The 22,027-nt window shown below is 61.5% G+C and carries 21 protein-coding genes; 19 read left to right on the forward strand and 2 right to left on the reverse strand.

Translation table 11 applies throughout. The features are described from left to right. Positions 1–1,278 carry a histidine--tRNA ligase gene (hisS, locus tag CAY53_RS03575; RefSeq protein ID WP_104935970.1) on the reverse strand — a complete coding sequence of 426 codons (1,278 nt, stop codon included), beginning with the start codon at positions 1,276–1,278 and terminating at the stop codon, positions 1–3. A gap of 181 nt (positions 1,279–1,459) precedes the next feature. Here hisS and CAY53_RS03580 point away from each other — a divergent pair, with 181 nt between their 5' ends. The 3 genes from CAY53_RS03580 (at position 1,460) to CAY53_RS03590 (ending at position 4,729) form a co-directional block, all read left to right on the forward strand. Continuing rightward, entirely contained in the window at positions 1,460–2,470 is a 1,011-nt protein-coding gene (locus tag CAY53_RS03580) for an NAD(P)H-dependent flavin oxidoreductase (RefSeq protein WP_104935971.1), read from the forward strand. A 61-nt stretch (positions 2,471–2,531) separates the two neighbouring features. Beyond that, on the forward strand, positions 2,532–3,905 hold the full coding sequence (pcnB, locus tag CAY53_RS03585) for a polynucleotide adenylyltransferase PcnB (RefSeq protein ID WP_245874870.1): 1,374 nt from the start codon (positions 2,532–2,534) through the stop codon (positions 3,903–3,905). Between the two features lie 236 nt (positions 3,906–4,141). Continuing rightward, complete coding sequence (locus CAY53_RS03590; RefSeq protein WP_104937417.1) at positions 4,142–4,729, forward strand: class I SAM-dependent methyltransferase; 588 nt, start codon at positions 4,142–4,144, stop codon at positions 4,727–4,729. Positions 4,730–4,819: 90 nt separating this feature from the next. Here CAY53_RS03590 and pgeF read toward each other — a convergent pair whose 3' ends face one another. Further along, positions 4,820–5,587: a peptidoglycan editing factor PgeF gene (pgeF, locus tag CAY53_RS03595; RefSeq protein ID WP_104935973.1), complete on the reverse strand. Its 768-nt coding sequence runs from the start codon at positions 5,585–5,587 to the stop codon at positions 4,820–4,822. A gap of 281 nt (positions 5,588–5,868) precedes the next feature. On the opposite strand from pgeF, the gene CAY53_RS03600 reads away from it, so the two are divergent. The 16 genes from CAY53_RS03600 (at position 5,869) to CAY53_RS03675 (ending at position 22,022) form a co-directional block, all read left to right on the forward strand. Beyond that, positions 5,869–6,876 carry a TRAP transporter substrate-binding protein gene (locus tag CAY53_RS03600; RefSeq protein WP_104935974.1) on the forward strand — a complete coding sequence of 336 codons (1,008 nt, stop codon included), beginning with the start codon at positions 5,869–5,871 and terminating at the stop codon, positions 6,874–6,876. A gap of 80 nt (positions 6,877–6,956) precedes the next feature. After that, complete coding sequence (locus CAY53_RS03605) at positions 6,957–7,472, forward strand: TRAP transporter small permease (protein WP_017866257.1); 516 nt, start codon at positions 6,957–6,959, stop codon at positions 7,470–7,472. Between the two features lie 3 nt (positions 7,473–7,475). Then, on the forward strand, positions 7,476–8,765 hold the full coding sequence (locus CAY53_RS03610) for a TRAP transporter large permease (protein WP_104935975.1): 1,290 nt from the start codon (positions 7,476–7,478) through the stop codon (positions 8,763–8,765). 271 nt (positions 8,766–9,036) lie between these two features. Beyond that, the gene (locus CAY53_RS03615; RefSeq protein ID WP_104935976.1) at positions 9,037–10,179 is read left to right on the forward strand and encodes a branched-chain amino acid ABC transporter substrate-binding protein; all 1,143 of its coding nucleotides are present in this window, start codon (positions 9,037–9,039) and stop codon (positions 10,177–10,179) included. A 57-nt stretch (positions 10,180–10,236) separates the two neighbouring features. Next, the gene (locus CAY53_RS03620; RefSeq protein ID WP_104937418.1) at positions 10,237–11,193 is read left to right on the forward strand and encodes a branched-chain amino acid ABC transporter permease; all 957 of its coding nucleotides are present in this window, start codon (positions 10,237–10,239) and stop codon (positions 11,191–11,193) included. Continuing rightward, entirely contained in the window at positions 11,190–12,167 is a 978-nt protein-coding gene (locus CAY53_RS03625) for a branched-chain amino acid ABC transporter permease (RefSeq protein ID WP_104935977.1), read from the forward strand. The genes CAY53_RS03620 and CAY53_RS03625 overlap by 4 nt, the downstream gene beginning before the upstream one ends. Continuing rightward, positions 12,164–12,943: an ABC transporter ATP-binding protein gene (locus CAY53_RS03630; RefSeq protein ID WP_104935978.1), complete on the forward strand. Its 780-nt coding sequence runs from the start codon at positions 12,164–12,166 to the stop codon at positions 12,941–12,943. The genes CAY53_RS03625 and CAY53_RS03630 overlap by 4 nt, the downstream gene beginning before the upstream one ends. Continuing rightward, complete coding sequence (locus CAY53_RS03635; RefSeq protein WP_104935979.1) at positions 12,927–13,643, forward strand: ABC transporter ATP-binding protein; 717 nt, start codon at positions 12,927–12,929, stop codon at positions 13,641–13,643. Before CAY53_RS03630 ends, CAY53_RS03635 begins: the two co-directional genes overlap by 17 nt. 185 nt (positions 13,644–13,828) lie before the next feature. Then, positions 13,829–15,322 (forward strand): SPFH domain-containing protein, encoded by a 1,494-nt coding sequence (locus tag CAY53_RS03640; protein WP_104935980.1) that lies wholly within the window; start codon positions 13,829–13,831, stop codon positions 15,320–15,322. Positions 15,323–15,354: 32 nt separating this feature from the next. Then, a complete protein-coding gene (locus CAY53_RS03645; RefSeq protein WP_104935981.1) occupies positions 15,355–16,557 on the forward strand; it encodes a saccharopine dehydrogenase family protein in 1,203 nt (400 codons plus the stop codon). Continuing rightward, positions 16,554–17,750, forward strand: coding sequence for a carboxynorspermidine decarboxylase (nspC, locus tag CAY53_RS03650; protein WP_245874871.1), 1,197 nt, complete (start codon positions 16,554–16,556; stop codon positions 17,748–17,750). The genes CAY53_RS03645 and nspC overlap by 4 nt, the downstream gene beginning before the upstream one ends. Beyond that, positions 17,747–18,619, forward strand: coding sequence for an agmatinase (gene speB / locus CAY53_RS03655; RefSeq protein WP_219842719.1), 873 nt, complete (start codon positions 17,747–17,749; stop codon positions 18,617–18,619). Before nspC ends, speB begins: the two co-directional genes overlap by 4 nt. Before the next feature lie 116 nt (positions 18,620–18,735). Further along, positions 18,736–19,881: a glycosyltransferase family 4 protein gene (locus CAY53_RS03660; protein ID WP_181040406.1), complete on the forward strand. Its 1,146-nt coding sequence runs from the start codon at positions 18,736–18,738 to the stop codon at positions 19,879–19,881. A gap of 48 nt (positions 19,882–19,929) precedes the next feature. Continuing rightward, positions 19,930–20,421 carry a hypothetical protein gene (locus CAY53_RS03665; protein WP_104935984.1) on the forward strand — a complete coding sequence of 164 codons (492 nt, stop codon included), beginning with the start codon at positions 19,930–19,932 and terminating at the stop codon, positions 20,419–20,421. 99 nt (positions 20,422–20,520) lie between these two features. Beyond that, positions 20,521–20,844, forward strand: coding sequence for a hypothetical protein (locus tag CAY53_RS03670; RefSeq protein ID WP_104935985.1), 324 nt, complete (start codon positions 20,521–20,523; stop codon positions 20,842–20,844). Positions 20,845–20,903: 59 nt separating this feature from the next. Next, complete coding sequence (locus CAY53_RS03675) at positions 20,904–22,022, forward strand: cyclic nucleotide-binding domain-containing protein (RefSeq protein WP_104935986.1); 1,119 nt, start codon at positions 20,904–20,906, stop codon at positions 22,020–22,022. Positions 22,023–22,027 lie beyond the last annotated feature (5 nt).

A 22,027-nucleotide genomic window follows, 5' to 3' on the forward strand; every position in this document is an offset into this window, starting at 1 on the left:
TCAAGCAGCGCCCATCGCTCGTACCAGTTCGCACAGTCGCAGATTTTGCCCTTCCGCCTCCTCGGCCAGCGAAAACGGCCTTTGCTCCTGCGTCCGCATGTCGCGCAGGATAGCTTCCTTTCTTTCCCATTCCTGCCCGCCCACAATCAGGGTATACCGAGCCTGCAGGCGGTCCGCGATTTTCATTTGCCCCTTGAGGCTGCGGCCGCTGTAATCGATGGCCACATGCAGGCCCTTTTGCCGCAGCAGCTGGGCCAAAAGCGTGCAGTGACGCAGGGCTTCCGGCCCCAGGGCAGCCAGATACAGGTCGGTGTCGCCTGAGCCGGCAGCCTGCTCGTTCTGCTCCATGAGCAAAATCAGGCGCTCCATGCCGATGGCAAAACCGATGCCGGCAACCTTGGGCCCGCCCAGATCCGCAATCAGGCCGTCGTAGCGGCCGCCGCCGCCCACGGCAGACTGGGCGCCCAGGCGGTCGGTCACAAATTCAAAGGTAGTGCGGGTGTAGTAGTCCAGCCCGCGCACCATAAAACGGTTCAGGTTGTAGGGAATGCCCAGCATCTCCAGGGTCTCGCGCACCGCGGCGAAGTGCGCCCTGCACTCGTCGCAGAGGGCGTCCTGGATGGAGGGCGCGTCGGCCACCAGGGCCCGGCAGCCGGGCTTCTTGCAGTCCAGCACCCGGAGCGGATTGGTGTGCAGCCGGCGGCGGCAGTCCTCGCAGAGCTGATCCTGCACGCCTGCCAGCCGTTCGATCAGCACCTGCCGGAAGGCCGGCCGGCACCTGGGGCAACCCATGGAATTCAGCTCCAGACTGACGTCCACGCCCAGCTCGTGAAAGAGCATGTGACCCATGGCGATCAGCTCCGCGTCCTGCTCTGGCTCGACAGGGCCGATAATTTCGGCGTCGAACTGATGGAACTGGCGCAGCCGCCCCTTTTGCGGCCGCTCATGACGAAACATGGGGCCCAAGGTGTAGAAGCGCTGCACCGGCTGCTGGACATGCATGCCGTGTTCGATAAAGGCGCGCATGATGGAGGCCGTGGCCTCGGGCCGCATGGTGAGGCCCTTGTCGGCAAAGGTATACATCTCCTTTTCCACCACATCGGTGGCCTCACCGATGGAGCGGACGAAGAGTTCGGTTTTTTCCAGAATGGGCGTTCTGATCTCGCGCAGCCCAAAGCGGCGGCAGATCCCGGTGGCGCAGGACTCCAGCCGTTGCCACAGATGGATCTGATCCGGCAGAATGTCCTTGAAACCGTTGATGGCCTGAAGTGTCGTCATGGCTTGATTGCGGCAAAAATATGGGGCGAAAACACGGAAAGCCAAAAAATTTACCTCAGAACTTGGCATTGCGTCAAGTCGATGTGGATTATTTTGCCTATCGCTTTTATAATGCTAGGATAGTCTTTTGCCCCCATGGCCGGGGGCAGGTCCTGAAGCCTCTTGTTCAAACGAGATTCGCATGAGACTGCCCGAATTGAGAATAGGTCCACTGATTGCCAAGATTCCGATCATCCAGGGTGGCATGTCGGTGCGTGTATCCACCTCCGAACTGGCCGTGCCAGTCGCTGAATGCGGCGGCATTGGCACCATCGGCGGCTCCGGCATTCCGGTTGAGGAACTGCAGGAAGACATCTGCAAGGCGAAAAAGGCCACAAAGGGTGTGATTGCGGTCAACATCATGTACGCCATGCGGGATTTTCACAATCTGGTGATGGGTTCCATCAAGGCCGGGGCCGACATGATCATCACCGGGGCAGGCTTTTCGCGGGACATTTTCAAGATCGGCAAGGAACACAATATCCCCATCGTCTCCATCGTGTCTTCGCTGTCCTTCGCCAAACTGGCGGAAAAGCTGGGTGCGGCCGCAGTGGTGGTCGAGGCCGCCGAGGCGGGCGGTCATCTGGGAACGATGACGCCGCTCCGCGAACTCTTCCCCTCCATCCGCAAAATGATTTCCAAAATCCCCCTGATTGCAGCCGGCGGCATCACCAACGGCTATGAAATGGGTGAAATGATGGATCAGTACGGCGCCGACGGCGTGCAGCTCGCCTCCCGTTTTGTCTTGAGCGAGGAATGTTCGGTCTCTCAGAAATTCAAGGAAAGCTACCTGCAGGCCGGCAAGGACGACATTGTCCTGGTGAGTTCGCCGGTCGGCATGCCGGGCCGGGCCATTAGAAATCCCTTTGTGGACAAGATGCTGGCCCACGACGAGTCTATCGTCTCCAGAAAATGCCGCTTCCAGTGCCTGCGCAAGTGCGACCGGAAGTACTGCATCAGCGAGCGGCTTTTGGCCTCGCGGGATGGCGACGTGGAAAACGGATTGGTCTTCTCCGGCGCCAACGCCTTCAAGATGAAGGAAATTCTGCCGGTGCGGGAAATCTTTGACCGCTTCGTCAAGGCGGCCGAGTCGGTGTACAAAGAGCGGACCCAGGAAAGCGAACTGGCCACGGTCACGAGCAACGCCGGCTGAGCCTCAACGTTCTGCGTTCCATTCTTCAAGCATGTCCAGCGAGCATCGGCCAGCAGACACAGTGCCCGAAACAAAACCGGCATCCCCCCCGACGGCGACCATTATCCCTGAAGGCGAGCACCCGATCCGCGAGCAACTGCTCGACCGGGAGGCCCTGAAGGTGCTGTACCGCCTGCGCGATGCCGGCTTCAAGGGCTATCTGGTGGGCGGCGGCGTGCGCGACCTGTTTCTCGGCAAAAAGCCCAAGGATTTTGACGTCTCCACCGACGCCCGTCCCGGCGAACTGCGCAGGATTTTCAGGAACAGCCGCACCATCGGCAGGCGCTTCCGGCTGGTGCAGGTCTTCTTCCACGGCAACAGGATTGTGGAGGTCTCCACCCTGCGTTCCCACAGCGAAGGCGCCGAAAACGGCGAGGGCGACGTTCTGGCTGCCAACAACACCTTTGGCACGCTTGACGAAGACGCCTTCCGTCGCGATCTGACCATCAACGCTCTGTTCTACGAAATAGAAAACCACACGGTCATCGATTACGTGGGCGGTGTGGCGGATCTGAACCGCGGCATCATCCGCATGGTGGGCGACCCCGGCCTGCGTTTCCACCACGATCCGGTCAGGATGCTCCGGGCGATTCGCCATGCGGCCCGCACCGGCTTCAGCATAGACCCGGCAACTTTTGCCGCCCTGGGCGAACATGCCTCCGAACTCATGCTGTGCCCGCCCTCCCGTTTACGCGACGAAATTCTGAAGGACCTGCACTCCGGCGCCAGCCGCGCCTGGGCCGAACAGTGCATGGCCACGCCGCTCTGGCTGACACTGTTCCCCTTTCTGGGCGAAGGCGGGAAGGGGCGCGTGCGTGAAATGCGCACCATGCTGCTCAGGATGCTTGCGGAAATCGACCGGATCAACCAGAGTGGTACCGAAGAAAAGCCGGTGCACATGGACGACCATTTCCTCTTTGCCGTCCTGCTTTTGCCCTGGGCCATCACGGCCTTTGATCTGCCCGGTGCGGAGCGGCTGCAGGGAGCGCGTTTCCACGAACTCGCGCTCGCCCTGCGCCAAGGTGTGGAGGAGTGCTTCGGCACGCCGTTCAACATCCAGCGCATGGCTAAGGATCGCATCTGTGTTCTGCTGATGCAGCTCCCGACCCTGCATCACGCCAGCGCTGGCGGCAAGCCGCCCCGGTGGCTCAAAGGCAAGAGCTACTATGCCGAATGCAAACGCTTTTATGATCTGTTTCAGCTTGGTCTGGGCGACAGAAGCGCCGGAATTGCGGCGGAGGACTTTGTGCAGCCCAAGGCGGCAGAGCGGGTGGTCACGGTCATCAGCGCGGTAGAAACGCCCAGTTCCCGTTCCCATGGCCGGGGCAGCGGCACGCCGGTGTTCAGCAGGCAGCCGGGCGGCGTCTTTGGTCTGTGCAGAAAACCAGCGTCCTGAATCACCTGGCCGTGCCGCCCGCCGGCGGAACGGCGAGAAGGTGTCCCTGCTCCGGGCTTTTCGCCTGAACCAGCTTGGCTAAAAAAAAGCGGGGTCTGGACTCTATCGCAGCGCTCTGCTGCCATTCCGTCCGGAACCGCCAAGGCATGGAGCGCAAAATGCACAGCATGGCAAAGACCTTTTTTCGAAATTTACGTCAACCAGCGGGCCTTGTCGGACGCTGCGTCCTGAGTCTCATGAATATCGGCCATGCCCCACATTCGGCCTGGGGCAGGGCCCACCTGTCACCAGCCCGGGATGCGCATATCCTGGATATCGGCTGCGGCGGCGGGGCCAACCTCGCCCATTTCCTCAGGATGTGCCCCGAGGGGCTGGTGTGCGGAATTGACTTTTCAACGGTCAGCGTGGCCCACAGCCTGAGAAAAAATGCCGATGCCGTCGCAGCGGGCCGCTGTGAAGTCAGACTGGGCAACGCGTCTGCCATCCCCTATGGCGAGGACCGCTTTGACGTGGTCACCGCTTTTGAAACCCTGTACTTCTGGCCCGATCTGCCCCAGGCCTTTTCCGAGGCGTATCGGGTGCTGAAGCCGGGCGGCCTGTTCCTCATCTGCAATGAAGCGACGAATCCGGAATGCCGCTGGACTGCGTTGATCGAGGGCATGCAGGTCTACACTGAAGATACCCTGCGCGGCCTGCTGGCAGCGGCCGGTTTCACGGACATGGACAGCGATACCGGCAGGAGGGGCAATCTGTGTCTGCGTGCCCGCAAAGCTCCGCGCGGGAATGGGGAAGAGGCGGCGGCCCAATCCGGCGAGAGTGCATGACTTGTTAGGCGGCATTTCGCAGCGCACGATTTCCTTTCCGGGAGCCAGGGGCGCGCCCACTCTCGGCCACAGCAATCTTGCGGCCCGGCGCTATCGGGCGGCAAGTCCAATCATGGAGCCGTTTCTGCCGCACAGGCCGCCGTTTTCCCGTTTCGCGCGGCGGAACGAAAAATACCCATGATTGCAACACGTGCAAATGCCCATGATCCCAATCTGGGCGGCCGGTACGCCGGCTGTCGCAAGCTGTCTGGCGCTCATGGCCCAGAAGTCGAAATGCGCGGGCTTGCCGGTTGCGGCAAAGGCATGCATCCATGCCGGCAATTCCTGTTTGTAGGTGATGAATTCGGCGCAGCAGGGCCCGAGAGAGGGGCTCACGACCGCGCGCAGCTCTGCGGGACGCACGCCAAATGCGGACCGCATCCGGGCAACGGTCTTGCCGATGATGTTCGCCACGCTGCCGCGCCAGCCGCAGTGCACCGCGGCCACGACCCGTCGCCCGGGCGCGTGCAGCAAAACCGCCTGGCAATCCGCCTGCTGAATCAAAAGCGCCAGCCCCGGCACATTCGTGATGACGGCGTCAAATCCGGAAAATTCCCCGCTCTCCGGCATGTGGTCCAAAAGCAGTACTCGGTCGGCATGCACCTGCTGCAGGGCGACCAACTGTCTCAGGCCCAGGGCGGCCAGCGCCCGTCGCCGGTTTTCCTGCACCAGATCCTGCTTGTCGCCCACATGGCAGGACAGATTGAGCGTGGCAAAAGGCCCGGCGCTCACCCCGCCCAGACGGCAGAACATGGCGTGCGGCGTTTGCAGCAGGGGATGTTGCAATGCGGGCGGCAGGGCGCTCTTCACTTCGGGCATGCTGGTCGGTCCTCTTGAGATCCAAAGGGGGCAAGCTCCGCTCAGAAAACCACAGTGCAGGCCCGGGAGCAAGGGGCTTTGCGTTTTTCCGGCCTTTGCCGGAAAAGGCCGTGCTTTCCGGCTTCTTTTGTCAAGACATGCACTTTCCGATTGAATTTTTCCCGTTTGGTCACGTACATTGAGGCCATGGCCGGAGCAGCCGGCCCCGCTTTTGCCCATGACCCTTCGCTCTGGGCGGGACATGGGCTGCCCCAACCCTTTCCTGTAATGGAGGTTCGGAAATGAAACGGAGTATTGCGCTCTTTGTCGCCCTGGGGATGATCTGTGGCCTGGCTCTTGCCGTCGCGCCGTCCGCCCGGGCAGCCAAGCCCCTCATCGTCAAGATTGCCGGCATGAAGCCAGAGGGCGAGCCGGAAACCATTGGCATGCACCAGTTCGGCAAGTATCTAGAAGAGCTGTCGCAGGGCAAGTACAAGGTGCAGGTCTTCCCCAACAGCCAGCTCGGCAAGGAAGACGCCTACATCGCCAGCACCCGCAAGGGCGTTATCCAGATGTGCGCCACCGGCACCCAGACCTCGGCCCTGCATCCGGCCATGGCCATGCTGGAAACCCCCATGCTGTACGATGATCTGGACCACGCCCGCCGTGCCATGGCAGGCAAGACCTTTGAGCTGATCAACGAAGGCTTCACGGAAAAATCCGGCCTGCGGACCCTGAACGCCTTCCCGCTGGGCTTCCGTCATTTCTACACCAAAAAACCCATCAAGAGCATCAATGACCTGAAAGGCCTGAGGATGCGCGTGCCCAACATTCCGCTGTACACCAATTTCGCCAAGGAATGCGGCATCAGCGGTCAGCCCATGCCCTTTGCCGAGGTGCCCGGCGCGCTGGACCAGGGCGTGATCGACGGCGGCGACAGCCCGCTGGCCGACATTGTGAGCCTGAAGATGTACGAGATTACGCCGGAAATCACCCTGACCGGTCATATTCTGGTCATCCATTCGCTCTACATCAACGACAGGTTCTATCAAAGCCTGCCCGCAGAAGACAAAAAGTGGTTTGACGAGGCGGCCAGGCGTTCGGCCGACGACGTGTGGCAACTGGTCAAGGAGGGCGACCTCAAGGCCAGGGAAACCATCACCGCCGGCGGCGGACGCATCACCGAGCCGACCAGCGAATTCCATGACTACATGGTGGAGGCCGGCAAGCGGAGCTGGAAGCTCTTCTATGACACGGTACCCAATGCCCAGGCCATTCTGGACAGTGCCGCCAGCTACCGCAGCAAATAATTTTTTGCCCGTACGGGCCGGGAATCTTGCCTTCCCGGCCTTTTTTATTCGTCCGTTCCGAGACCAGGGGAAAAGAAGCCATGCAAGAGAACAAAACCCAGTCTCCGCCGCAGAAGTCGAATCCGGCGCAGCTGCTGTTCGAGATTTTCTGCGCCGTCATCTTTCTGGGCATGATCGGGCTGGTGTTCTACAACGCCGTGCTGCGCAAATTTTTCGGATCGAGCTTCCCACCCAGTGAGGAGTGGGCTCGCTTCCTCTTCATCTACATCACCTTTTTCGGCGCAATCGAGGCCTTCATTCACCACAAGCACATTGCGGTCGACCTCCTGGTGAACCTGCTCTCCGGCCTCACGCGCAAGACCGTCAACATCCTGGCTTCGGCGTTCAGCCTGCTGGCCCTGGGGCTGCTGCTCTACGGCGGCCTGATCAATGTGCAGCAGACCATGGACACCAGATCCGTGGCCACGGGCGTCAACATGGCGCTGATCAACGGCACCCTGCCCCTCATGGCCATAGCCGCCATTCTGGTGGAACTGCGCTCGCTCTGGAAAATCATTCGCCGGCCCGCGGCCTTGTTTCACAAGGGACAGGGGTGAGCCATGGAACTCCTCATCTTCCTCGGGTCGCTGTTCTTTTTCATGCTGCTGGGCGTGCCGCTGGCCCTGGTCCTGGTCTTGTGCGCCATTGTGCTCATGTGGCATTCGGGCATGTGGGACGCCATGATCATTCCCGGCAGCATGCTGGACGGCGCCAACAACTACCCGCTCATGGCCATTCCCTTCTTCGTGTTCGCAGGCGAAATCATGGCAGCCGGCGGCCTGTCCAAGCGGGTGGTGCAACTGGCCCAGCTCATCATCGGCCGGGTGCGCGGCGGTCTGGGCTATGCGGCCGTCATTGCCAGCATCATCTTTGCCGGACTCATGGGCAGTTCGGTTGGCGAAGCCGCGGCCTTGGGCGGCCTCCTGCTCCCCATGATGCGGGAGGTGGGTTATCATCCCGGCCGGGCCGGCGCAGTGGTGGCCTCGGGCGCCATTCTTGGCCCCATCATCCCGCCCAGCACCAACTTCATCCTCCTGGGCGCCACAATCAGCGGCCTCTCCATTACCAAGCTCTTCATGATCGGCCTCATGCCCGGCATCATGATCGGCCTGGCCCTCTGCATAGTCTGGTTTTTCATTGTGCGCCACGACGGCTACAACGAGACCATCAAGTTCAGCGCCAGGGAGGCGGTACGCATCGTTATTGACTGCACCCCCGCCTTTTTGATGCCCGTGCTGCTGCTGGGCGGCATCCGCTTCGGCTTCTTTACCCCTACGGAGGGCGGCGCCTTTGCGGCGGTCTATGCGATTCTGGTCTGCGTGTTCTACTACCGGGAGCTGAACCTCCGCGAACTCCTGCGCGTGAGCGCCCGGGCGGCCCGCACCACCTCAGTGGTCATGCTGATTGTGGCCACGGCCACGGCAGTGGGTTGGTTCATCACCATAGCCCGGATTCCGGACCAGGTGACCCAGTTGTTCACGCCCCTGATCGACAAGCCGATTCTGCTGCTCCTGTGCATCAACGTCTTCCTGTTCCTGATCGGCATGGTCATGGACCTGACGCCCAATGTGCTCATCTTCGCGCCGGTCTTCTATCCGCTCATCCAGCAGGCCGGCATCAACGAGTACTACTTTGGCCTGCTCTTCATTCTGAATCTGGGCATCGGCGTTATCACCCCGCCAGTGGGCACGGTACTCTACGTGGTGTGCAGCGTGGGGAACATCAAGTTCACCGATCTGGTGGTCAAGCTCATACCCTTTCTGCTGGTGGAAATAGGGATGCTCTTCCTGCTGCTCTTCTTCCCGAAACTGTCCATCGTGCCCATGAACTGGCTCATGGGCGGCGGCTAAAGCATTGCAACCTTAAGATTGTATAGAGCCACAAGATCTGAACCAGCCCTGGGCATCGTTTGCAGAAACGCGGTCCAGGGCTTTGTCGATTCCCGCTGACCAGGTCTTGATGAATTCACGTTGCACGTGCAGCAAGCGGCTCCGGCGCCAGAATGCGGCTGCTGCGCACAAATGCCATTGACTTTAAGGGGCGTTTCCGAAAATATACGGGGCGTTTGCGCTCCGGTTGGTCGGGGCGCTTTTCGCGCATTCGCTGTCAGGAGGAACAGCCATGAAGAAATTGACGGGCCTTGCGGCCCTGACTTTGGCGCTCTGTCTCGCCGCTCTGGGCGCTTTTGTCCAGACCGGTCATGCCAACGAGGCCATCCGCATCGGTCTCATGGGCCCGATGACCGGTTCCTGGGCCAGCGAAGGTCAGGAGATGAAGCAGGTGGTGGAGCTTTTGGCCGAGCAGTACAATCAGGCGGGCGGCGTTTTGGGCAGAAAAATCGAAATCCTCACCGAGGATGACGGCAGCGATCCCCGTACCGCGTCACTGGCCGCCAACAAACTCGCGACCCGCAACATTGTGGCCGTGATCGGCACCTATGGTTCCTCCATCACCGAGGCCTCCCAGAGCATCTTCGACGAGGCCGGCATCGTGCAGATTGCCAACGGCTCCACGGCCGTGCGCCTCTCCGCCAAGGGCATGCCCAACTTCTTCCGTACCTGCCCGCGGGATGACGACCAGGGTAAAATGGCGGCCAGCGCCCTGAAAAAGCTGGGCGCAAAAAAGGTGGCCATTCTCCATGACAATAGCTCCTACGCCAAGGGACTGGCCGAGGAAAGCCGGGAACACCTGCAGGCAGCAGGCGTGTCGGTCATCTTTTTCGACGCGCTGACGCCGGGCGAACTGGACTACAACGCCATCCTGACCAAACTCAAGGCCGCTGATGCGGACTTTGTCTTTTTCACCGGCTACTATCCGGAAGCCGGGCTGCTCCTGCGCCAGAAAAAGGAAATGGGCTGGAATGTGCCCTTCATGGGCGGCGATGCCGTGAACAATCCGGCGTTGATCGAAACCGCCGGCACTGCCGCTGCCGAGGGCTTCTACTTTGTCAGCCCGCTGCTGCCGGCCAATCTGGACACGCCGGATGCCAAAAGTTTTGTCGAGGCCTTTACGAAAAAGTACGGCAATGCGCCGAAATCCATCTATCCGGTGCTGGCGGGCGACGGCCTGCGCGTACTGGTCGAGGCCTTTAAACAGACAGGCACTACGGAGAGCGCAAAGGTGTCTGCCTATCTGAAATCTGCCCTGAAGAATTATTCCGGGCTGACCGGCCCGCTCGCCTTCAGCGAAAGCGGTGACCGGGCGGGTAATGTCTACCGGCTCTACAGGGTTGACGCCAGGGGCCTGTTTGTGCCCGAAAACTGAAGATGCTTCCGGGTTCGCCAGATATGCGATCCCGCTTTTCGGCCCAGGGACCTTTTGATGGGATCTTTTCTGCAGCACTTTGCCGACGGCTTCGCGGCCAGCGGCGGTTTTGAGCAGCTCTTTCAGCAACTGACCGGCGGTCTGGCGGTGGGCGGCATCTATGCCCTGGTGGCGCTGGGCTATACCATGGTCTACGGCGTACTGAAGCTGATCAACTTCGCGCACGGCGACCTCTTCACCATTGGCGCCTACCTGGGCCTGACCCTGCTGGGCTCCCTGGCTCTGGGCGAGCATCTGGGCGCCTTCGCGGGCATTGCCGTGCTGGCCCTCATGGTCATGGTGCTGGTCGGCCTGATCGGCATCATTCTGGAGCGCAGCGCCTACCGGCCCCTGCGCACCTCACCCAGGCTTTCCGCCGTGGTGTCGGCCCTGGGGGCCTCCATCTTTTTCCAGAATGCCGTCATGCTCATCTACGGGCCGGGCAAGTTCGTGTTTCCCCAGGGGCTTTTGCCCGCAACGCCGGTGCAGCTCTTTGGCTTTTCCGTGCCGCTCATGCGCATCCTCATCCTGGCCGCCTCCCTCCTGATGATGGTGGCGCTCTACCTGTTTGTGCAGAAGACCCGCATCGGCACGGCCATCCGGGCGGCAGCCATCGATCAGGACGCGGCCCGGCTCATGGGCATCGACGTTAACTTCGTCATCATGATCGTGTTCTTCATCGGCCCGGCCCTGGGCGGCGCGGCGGGATTGATGGTGGGGCTGTACTACGGCCAGATCGGTTTCACCATGGGCTGGATTTATGGCCTCAAGGCCTTTGCCGCGGCCATCATCGGCGGCATTGGCAATATCCCCGGCGCCATGCTGGGGGGGCTTTTGCTGGGGGTGATTGAGGCTCTGGGCGCGGCCTACATTTCCTTTGCCTGGAAAGACGCCATCGCCTTTTTCGTGTTGATTCTGATTCTGATTGTGCGGCCCACCGGGATTCTGGGTGAACGGGTGGCGGAAAAGATATGAAACGGCTCTTTGGATATCTCGCCCTTTTCGCGCTCCTGGCCGCCGCTCCGCTGCTCCTGAACCGGTTTTGCGCAGACAGCCGCTACTGGGTGGATGTGCTGAACAGCGTGGGCCTTTATCTCGTTTTGGCCCTCAGTCTGAACATCATCCTGGGCTATGCCGGCATGTTCAACATGGGCCATGCCGTGTTTTACGCCATCGGCGCCTACACGACAGCCATCCTGAACACCCGCTTCGGGGTGCCCGTCCTGGCCACCCTGCCGCTCGCAGGCTGCACTGCGGCCGTCTTCGCGCTGATGACGGCCCGGCCCATCATCCACCTCAGGGGCGATTATCTGCTGATTGTCACCATTGGCATGGTGGAAATCGTCCGCATTGCGCTGATGAACGACGTCTTCGGCCTGACCGGCGGGGCCAACGGCATTTTTGGCATTGAGCGCATCAGGTTCTTCGGCTTCAGGCTGACAAAACCCGTCCACTATTTTTACCTGATCTGGGCCTTTGCCGGGCTGACGGTCCTGCTCTTTTCCCTGCTGGAAAATTCCCGTTTTGGCCGCGCCCTCAGGTATCTCAACGCAGACGAGGTGGCGGCCGCAGGCAGCGGTATCGATGTGGCCCACTACAGGCTGGCCGCCTTTGTACTGGGCGCGGGCTGGGCCGGCATGTGCGGTACGCTCTTTGCCGCCAAGATGACCATCATCTCCCCGCAATCGTTCAACTACTGGGAATCGGTGCTGCTGTTCATGATCGTCATCCTGGGCGGTTCGGGCAGCATTCCCGGCGTGATTCTGGGCGCCTTTCTGGTGGCCGGCCTGCCGGAACTGTTCAGAAGTTTTGACAATGCCCGGCAGCTCGTCTTCGGCCTGGCGCTGATGATCATGATGATTGTACGACCCCAGGGGCTGTTGCCACCCAAAACGCGGCGCTACCAGGCGGCCGCGCCGCTCACGGCTCTGGCGGAGAAAACACCGTGAGCCTCCTCGCTCTCGAGCGCATCAGCAAGCGTTTTGGTGGACTGCTAGCCGTTGACCGGGTGAGTTTTGCCGTGGAAGAGGGCAGAGTGGTCGGCCTGATCGGCCCCAACGGGGCGGGCAAGACCACGGTTTTCAACCTGATTACCGGCAACCTCAGACCAGATGCGGGCACGGTCTTTTTCCGCGGCCAGAATCTGCATGGACAAGCACCCCACAGGATTGTGGCGCTGGGCATTGCCCGCACCTTCCAGAGCATCCGGCTCTTTCAGGGCATGAGTGTGCTGGAAAATGTGCTGGCCGGCTGTCACTGCCGCATGCAGGCCGGCCTGTTTTCGTCACTCTTCCATACCCCGGGCCAGCGCCGGGAGGAGCGGGCCGCCCTTGCCGAGGCCCAGCGCGTGCTGGCATTCGTGGGGCTTTTGGCGGCTGCGAACCAAGTGGCCGGAAACCTGTCCTACGGCAAGCAGCGGCTCCTGGAAATCGCCCGGGCACTGGCCACCCGGCCCAGTCTGCTCATCCTGGACGAGCCGGCAGGCGGCATGAACGAGCAGGAAACCGCCGAGCTGGCCAGCCTCATTGCCCGGCTGCGGGTACAGGGTCTGAGCATTCTGTTGATCGAGCATGACATGCGGCTCGTGATGCGTTCCTGCGACCATCTGGTGGTTTTGGAGTATGGCCGCAAGATTGCAGAGGGCACGCCCGCGGAAATTCGGAGCAACCCGAAAGTGATAGAGGCCTATCTGGGCGCGGATACGGACGATGACGACGCTGCTTGAAATCAGGAACCTGCACGTGAGCTACGGCAATGTGGAGGCGCTGCACGGCATCGACCTGGCTGTGGAGGCCGGCGAGATCGTCACCATTCTGGGCGCAAACGGCGCAGGCAAATCCACCGCCCTGCATGCCGTGAGCGGGCTGCTCAGGCCCACAGGGGGCGAGATTCTCTTTGATGGCCAGCCGCTGCACCGGCTCCCGGCGCACCGCATTCTGCGGGCGGGCATCAGCCAGTCGCCGGAAGGACGCAGGGTCTTTGGCACCCTCACGGTACGGGAAAATATCAATCTGGGCGCATACACGGTGCGTGATCAGGCCCTGGCGGCGAAAAACAGAAAGTGGATTTACGAGCTTTTTCCGCGCCTGGAGGAGCGGCAGCACCAGCTCGCGGGCACGCTTTCCGGCGGCGAGCAGCAGATGCTGGCGATCGGCCGGGCCCTGATGAGCAGACCGCGCGTCTTGCTGCTGGACGAGCCGAGCCTGGGGCTGGCACCGCTTTTGGTGCAGGCCATCTTCCAGACCATCCGGGAAATCAATGCGGCCGGCGTGACCGTGCTGCTGGTGGAGCAGAACGCGCGGGCGGCGCTCCGGCTTGCGCACCGGGGCTATGTGCTGGAGCTTGGCCATATTACAGTTTCCGGGCCCGCAGACGAGCTGCTCGCCGATCCGCAGGTCAGGGACGCCTATCTGGGCGGGGCCTAGGGGGCGGCGGTTGCCGCCGGTCTGGGCATGAGCAGGATGAGCAGGACGCTCGCCGTATCCGCCCCGGAGCGGGAGCTGCCGTGGTGCATCGGCAGGGCGCTTGTTGGCGAACGGCACAGGTCTGCTGGCTGCGAACCATGGCCGGGAGCCGGAAATTTCCAAAAATCGAGGCAGGAGAAAGTTCGATGGCAGCTTTGCTGGTGGTCTTGGTGTTCATAGTACTTGGCGCGCTGGCCCTTTTCATTGTCCTTGCCATGTGCTTCCGCACCGTGGTCGAGACCAATGAAGTGCATATTGTCCAAAGTGCGGATAAAACGGTTTCCTATGGCAAGGATACGGGAAACGGCAACGTCTATTATGAGTTTCCAAGCTGGGTTCCCCTGTTTGGCGTGAGTAAAATCGTTCTGCCCATGTCGGTCTTTGCCATAAAAATCAACGAATATGAAGCTTACGATGTTGGCCGCCTGCCCTTTATCGTTGATGTGACGGCTTTCTTCAGAATCGAGAATTCCAACCTGGCGGCGCAGCGGGTTCGGGATATCAATGATCTGGAAAGCCAGTTGACCAACATTATTCAGGGTTCCATTCGTTCCATTCTGGCCAAAAGGGAGCTGGAAGAAATTCTGGCCATTCGCTCAGCCCTTGGTGATGATTTCACTGAAGCCGTGACCACGCAACTGAAAAACTGGGGGGTGGCGCCGGTCAAAAATATCGAATTGATGGACATCAAGGATCGGGATGGGGAGAGAGTCATTCACAACATCATGGAGAAAAAGAAATCAGCCATTGAGAAGGACAGCAGGGTCGAGGTGGCTGAAAACCTGAAAAGGGCGAAAATCGCGGAAATAGAAGCACAACGGGAAACCGATATCAAGGAGCAGGAAGCCCATAAGCTCGTTGGTCTGAAAACCGTGGAAAATGAGCGGGAGGTGCAGATTTCCCGCGAGCAGGCCAATCAGTGCATTAATGCGCAGCAGAAGATTACGCAGGAAAAGGCCATGGAAGTCCTGCAGGTTCAGGAAGTGAAAAAGGCGGAAATCAAGAAGCAGGTGGAGATTGTCCAGGCAGAGCAGGAGCAGCAGAAGGTGGAGATCGATGCGGAAGCCAAGAAAAACGCCAAAATAAAAGACGCGGAAGCGAACCGGGCAAACCAGATCCTGATTGCGCAGGGCGACCGGGAAAAACAGATCCTGAATGCGCAGGCCAACAAGGAAACCCAGATTCTGGTGGCGCAGGGGGCGAAGGAAAGCCAGTTTTTGGCCGCCGAAGCGCTGCTGGAGATGAAAAACAAGGAGAGTCAGGGTATTCAGAAAATCGGCGAGGCGGAAGCCGAGGCCCTGCGCCTGAAGGAGCTGGCTCCCATCAGCGCGCAGATTGAACTGGCCAGGGCGATTGGCGAAAATGGCGGGTATCAGGGCTACCTGATTGCCATCAGGCAGCTCGAGGCCTGCGAGGTGATCGGGGTGGAGCAGGCCAAGGCCATGAGCCAGGCAGACCTGAAGGTCATTGCCAACGGCGGCAGCATCGGCGAGGGCATGAATGACATCAAGGACATTATCAGCGCCAAGGGGGGCGTGCAGCTCGGTGCCATGCTGGAAGGGCTGGCCCAGAGCGATGTTGGCAGGAAAATACTGGGCCGGGTCGTGGAGAGGCCGCAGGACCGGAACGGGGAAAAGTAAACAGACATTTTTCAGCAAATGCAGGAGTGCTCATGGCTCATATTCTGATAGTCGGTGCGGGCGGGGTTGGTTCGGTGGCAGCACACAAGTGCGCCCAGGTGCAGCAAGCGGGAGGCGTTTTTGACCGCATCACCCTGGCCAGCCGTGGACTGGCCAAGTGTGAGGCGATTGCCGCTTCCATCAAAAAGCGGCTGGGGGCGGACATAGCCACAGCCAGGCTGGATGCCGACAATGTCGCTGAAACAACGGCCTTTTTGCAGCGGGAAAAACCGGATCTGCTCCTCAATCTGGCCCTGCCCTATCAGGACCTGCCGCTCATGGAGGCCTGCCTGGCCGCAGGCGTGGACTATGTGGACACCGCCAACTACGAAGCTCCGGATCAGGCCAAATTCGAGTACAAGTGGCAGTGGGCCTACCGGGAGCGCTTTGCGGAACGGGGCCTGTGCGCGCTGCTGGGTTCCGGCTTCGACCCCGGCGTGACCAACGTGTACACCGCCTGGGCGGCAAAGCACCACTTTGACGAGATCCGGCAGCTCGACATCATCGACTGCAATGCCGGCGATCATGGGCAGCCCTTTGCCACCAACTTCAACCCGGAAATCAATATCCGCGAGATTACCCAGCGGGGCCGTTATTTCGAGCATGGCGAGTGGGTGGAAACCGATCCGCTTTCCTGGGCCATGCTCTTTGATTTTCCGGAGGGCATTGGCCCAAAGAAGTGCTTCCTCATGTTCCATGAAGAGCTGGAATCCCTGACGAAAAACATCAGGGGCCTGACCCGTGCGCGTTTCTGGATGACCTTTTCCGAGCAGTATCTGAACCATCTGCGCGTGCTGGAGAACGTGGGCATGACCCGCATCGACAAGGTCGAATTTCAGGGCAGGGAGATCGTGCCCCTGCAGTTTCTGAAGGCCGTGCTGCCGGAGCCGGCCTCGCTGGGCCCGCTCACCCATGGCCGCACCTGCATCGGCTGCGTGTTGCAGGGCAGACAGGCGGGCCGCGAGAAGCGGATGTACGTGTACAATATCTGCAGCCATGAGGCGGCCTACGAGGAGGTCGGCTCGCAGGCCATCTCCTACACCACCGGCGTGCCGGCCATGATCGGCGCCAAGATGGTGCTGGAGGGCAAATGGAAAACGCCCGGCGTGTGGAATATGGAGGAATGCGATCCGGATCCCTTCATGGCCGATCTGAACCGCTACGGCCTGCCCTGGAAGGCCGTCGATTGGCCGTGACCGCCTTTGACGGCAGTAAAAATTGCCGTTTTGATCCGGCCGGGCTCGAGCGGACGCCGGCCTTTGTGGTGGATCTGGGCCTCCTGCGGCAGAATCTCTCGATTCTGGCCCGGGTCAGGGCGGCCACGAGCTGCAAAATTCTCCTGGCGCTCAAATGCTTTGCCCTGTTCAGGGTCTTCCCCCTGCTCGCCGGCACGCTGGACGGCGTCTGCTGCAGCTCCCCCCATGAGGCTCGGCTGGGTCGTGAAGAATTCGGCGGCGAGGTGCACTGCTTCGCCGCAGCCTTTTCCGATGCAGATATTGACGAACTGGCCCTGAGCAGCGACCATCTGGTTTTCAACTCCCTGGCCCAGAAACGCCGCCTGTTGCCGCGGGCCCGGAAGAGGGCCGCGCAACACGGCCGCAGGCTGGCCTTTGGCCTGCGCATCAATCCGGAGCATTCGGAAGGGGCGGTTCCGCTCTACGATCCCTGCGCGCCCGGCTCCCGGCTCGGCATCAGGCGGCGGGATTTTTCGCCCGATGCGCTGGATGGGGTCAGCAGCCTGCACTGGCACAATCTCTGTGAGCAGAACGCGGATGCCCTGGAGCGCACCGTGGCAGCGGTCGAGGCCCATTTCTCCGAATTTTTGCCCAAAATGAGTTTTGTCAATTTTGGTGGCGGCCATCACATCAGCCGCCCCGACTACGACGTCGAAGGGCTGATGGCGGTCATTGGCCGCTTTCAGGAACGCTGGGGCGTGCAGGTCTATCTGGAACCGGGTGAGGCCGTGGCCCTGAATGCCGGCTATCTGGTGGCCTCGGTCTTGGACGTGCAGCCCGCGGCAGGCGGCGAGGCGGCCAACGTCATTGTGGACACCTCCGTGGCGGCCCACATGCCGGATGTGCTGGAAATGCCCTACAGGCCCCATATCGTGGGCAGCGCGGCACCGGGTACAGAGGCCTTCCCCTGCACCTGCCGGGTAGGCGGGCTCTCCTGTCTGGCGGGGGACGTGGCCGGGGACTATGCCTTCCCGAACATGCCGGCATGCGGTGAACGGCTGGTCTTTACCGACATGGCCATCTATACCATGGTGAAAACCAACACCTTTAATGGCGTGCAATTGCCCGATATCGTGCTCTTCCACCCCGAAACGAAGGAGCTGGAGCTGGTGCGCCGTTTTGGCTACGAAGATTTCCGCATGAGGCTCTCATGATGCCGGATTTTCTTGCCTCTGAATGTACGAAACGGGGGCCCGAGGCGCGCTTTCATGTGCTGCCCGTGCCGCTGGAGGCCACGGTTTCCTACGGCGGCGGCACGGCCGGGGGACCGGCTGCGATTCTTGCCGCCTCCCAGCAGCTCGAGGACTGGGACGGCCATTCCTGTCCGCTGGAGGCGGGCATCCACACCTGCGCGGCTGTTGACTGCAGCGGCGGGGTGGAGGCGGCGCTTGCCCGCATAGAGAGGGCGACTGCGGCGATCCTGGCGCAAAAGCGCCTGCCCGTGCTGTTGGGCGGCGAACATTCGGCCAGCCTGGGCGCGCTCCGGGCGCTGGCCAGACTGCGCGGCAACAGGTCCTTTGGCCTGATCCAGATCGATGCCCATGCCGATCTGCGGGAGGCGTACGAGGGCACGAAGTTCAGCCACGCCTGCATCGCCCGCCGGGCCGTGGATGATTTGGGGCTTCCGCTCTTCCAGTTCGGCTGCCGCGCCTTCTCGGGGGCCGAGGCGGAGTTTCGCAAACATCATCCGGCCATCCACTTTCTGGATGCCGCCGACTTTGCCGCAGCTGGCTTCCCGGAGCAGCTCCTGCCCCCGGAGTTCCCGGACGAGGTTTACCTGAGCTTTGACGTGGACGGGCTCGACCCGGCAGTCATTCGTGCCACCGGCACCCCGGTTCCCGGCGGCCCGGGCTGGCGGGCCTGTCTCTCCTTCGTGCAACGCGCCCTTGCCGGCCGCAAAGTCCTGGGCTTTGACGTGATGGAACTGGCTCCCCAGGCGGGCGACCGCGTTTCGGATTTTGCCGCAGCCCAGCTTGTCTACGCACTGATGGGCATTGTGCAGAGAAATGAAGCCCGCACATGAACCCAAGGCCCGATTGGGGGGCAAGGCTGCTTTTTCATCCCTGTTGCGGGTGCAGGGCCGGGCAGGCCGCACTGTGCAGTGCGCAGCACATTGCCTGTCCCATCGAGGAGGCAAAGATGAGTGCACCATTCATCGTCCACACCGAAGCCAGCCGCTCCTGGGGCGGGCAGGAGATCCGCGTGCTCACGGAACTCCTGGCCATGCGGGCGCGCGGCTGCAGGGTGGCGCTCCTGGCCACTGCCGGCGCGCCCTTGGCCGAACGTGCGACTGCGGCCGGCATTGCCGTTCACGAGCTGCCGGGCTTCAGGGACATGAATCCGGCTACCTGGATGCGCCTGTGGCGACTCCTGCGCTGGCTCCGGCCCACGGTCGTGAACGCCCACTCTTCCGACGACTCGTGGACCGCCGCGCCCCTGGCCCGGCTGCTGGACGTGCCCCTGGTGTTGCGTACCCGCCATGTCCTGACCACCGTGTCATGCCTTGGACTCTACCGCCTGCCTCACGCTGTGGTGGCCTGCAGCGAGGCCATTGCCGACGGCCTTGTCCGGCAGGGGCTGGACAGGGGGCGCATCAGCGTGATCCCCACGGGCAACGACGAAGGGCGTTTTCGGTTTTCCGCAGACAAACGACAGGCACTCCGTGCCCGCTACCAGATTCGGGAAGGCGAGCTGCTCGTTGGCAACGTGGGCTTTCTGCGCGGCTACAAGGGGCAGCATTTCATTCTGGACACCCTGGCCGCCTTGCCGCAGCGGTACCGGGCCATCTTGGTGGGCGATGGCGATTTGCGGGGCGGGCTGGAACAGCGGGCTGCAGAGCTGAATCTGGGCGGACGGGTAATTTTTGCCGGCCATCAGGAGCGCCCCGAGGACTTCTATCAGGCCTTTGATCTGTTTTTCTTTTCATCCCATGCGGCTGAGGGGGTGTCCCAGGCTCTGGTGCAGGCGCTCCTGAACGGCCTGCCGGTCCTGGCCTGCAGGCTGGCTTCCACAGAGGAGGCGCTGGCAGGCGTCACGGCCAGCAAGCTGGTGAACCATGGTGATGTCCGGGCCGCCTGCGCTGGCGTTCTCGAACTGGCCCCGCGGCCTGGACGCGATCCCGTACAGATGGCAGCACAACACCAGTTGATTGCCGCGCGTTATGGGCTGTCCGCCATGATGACGCGACTCACCCGGCTCTACGCTCGCCACGGTATCGTGCTGCCCCAGGCGACCTCCGGCCCGGCGACAAAAAAGGTGGTTGAAGCCCTGTGCACAGGCGCGTAATATAGGGGCAGACGCCGGACAGTTCTCGCTTTTCTGCAGGATACCTTTATGCAAGCTTTAGCGCCTTTTCTGGCTTTTATACTGTTGTTGCTGGGCGGATGTGCGGACACGACCCCGCCTGCCGCCTACCAGGGCCCGCAGTATCCGGAAAGCGCCCGGGTCGAAGTGCTGTTCCAGCCCGGGCAGATAGCGCCTTCCTGCCGGGTTTTTGCCGAGCTCCTCGCCTTTTATCCGGCAGATGTCTCGGCCCAGACCATTGCCGCCGTGCTGACCGGCGAGGCCCGCGTGCGCGGCGCGCAGATCCTGCTCATCGGCCAGAGCCGGGAAGCGGCGGAGGATGAGGACGAGCCCTATTTTCTGTACCTGGGTCCAGCCCGGGAGTACGCCATGGACCGGGGCTGGAGCAACTGGAGTTCCGGCTACAGCGTCTGGAAAAAGCAGGGCGACTGGCTGAATCTGGGCCACAGCGAATGGGGGCGGGAGGATGTTTTGTACCAGAGGCCGCTCGCTGTGCAGGCGGCCATGCTCCGCTGCAACTGAGCGTGGCCGAGGGAGGCGGCTGCCCGGCGCCTGTCGGCCACCCGCCTGGACCTTTTTTATCTCTGACCCGCAAGCGGGCCAATGACACAGGAGGCATGCATGCTGACCCTTTCCATACTCTCTTTTTTTGACAGCACCCAGATACCGCAGCAGTTCAAGGATGTTGATGTGGCCATCTTCACCAACCCATGGTTCATGGTGCCCCTGGTGGCCCTGGTCGGCTGGTGGATCTACAAGCAGGCCTGGCGGGACCTCTTCATTCTGGCCCTCCTCATGGCCGACTGGTATCTCTCGGGAACCGAATACATGAGAACCCTGATTGTGGGCGATCAGCTGCAGATCAACAAGATCCTGCCGATCATATTTGGCGCGGCAGCGCAACTGGGCCTGATCATCTATCTGCTCTTCGTCAGGGGCGACTGAAAACGGAGCGCCTTTTGTCATTCAATGCCGCCTGCCCCTGAAGCAGGAATGGAGCCATCATGCAGTACCGCAACAGTGTTTTTGTGGTGACCGAGGAGCGATCCTGCCCGTTGTACAGCGTTGGCGACGAGGTCCGGGCCAAGGACCTGATCCTCAGTGTCACACGGGGCAGGCCGGTCTGCCTGTCGATGCTGGAGAAGCTGATGCCGCTCCTGTCAACGGAGTCCTCGGCCCATGCGCGTGGCAGAAGGAAGGACAGGGTGGAATGCGGCGGCTGCGAGGGCCTGATTCGTCTGGAGTCGAAAAAAGACGGCGCCTTTACCACCCTGCAAATGCGCCTCATGGCCGTGGCCGAGCGTCAGGCCCAGCTCTACAAGTCCGACAACGGCTTTGCCGTGCTGCGGCAACTGCCGGCCTTTGCCGAGCTGCAGGACGAGCTGTTGTACAGCTTTTGCACCATTGGCCAGGTGCAGCGCTTTCAGCCCGGCGAGCGGGTGGTCAACCGCGGCGAAGTGGCGGACCGCATCTTTATTATGCTGACGGGCCGGGTGGTGCTGAGCGAGCAGGATCAGCACGACGAAGAAGAAACTGTGGTGGAACTGGCGCCCGGCGAACTGATCGGCGAGATGGGGCTGGTGGCCGACACCGTCTATGCCTTCGACTGCTACTGTCTGGAGCCGGCCAGTCTTTTGACCATGCCGGTGGAACAGGTCAAAGCGTTTTTGAGCCAGCACCCGGCTCTGCACATTTTCTTTTACTCGCAACTCGCCAAACGTCTGGAAAAGTTGAGTTTGTCCCGGATGGAAGCGGCCAGCGGTTTCAGCGCCAGCCTGAGGGAGATGATGGTCGTGGAACTCTGCCAGCTCATCAATACCAGCCGGAAAAGCGGTCGGGTCACATTGGTGCTGGACGACGATACCAAGGGCGAACTGCTCTTCAACGGGGGCGAGCTGATCGGGGCCAGGCACGGCAGGGAGTCGGGGAAAGAGGCCTTTTACTCCCTGCTGGGCCGGAATGACGGCACCTTTACCTTCGTTTCCGGCCTGAGCGAGGAGGAGAAAGGGCTGCCCCTTGTCGGCGGCTTCATGGGGCTGATCATGGAAGGCATGCAGCAGATAGATGAAAGCCATGCCGCAAAAAAGCGCCGGATGAGGCCGATGCTGGGCCGGAGCAGGTAGGCCCC

Origin of the sequence: Desulfobulbus oralis (assembly GCF_002952055.1) — a bacterium.
GTDB lineage: Bacteria > Desulfobacterota > Desulfobulbia > Desulfobulbales > Desulfobulbaceae > Desulfobulbus > Desulfobulbus oralis.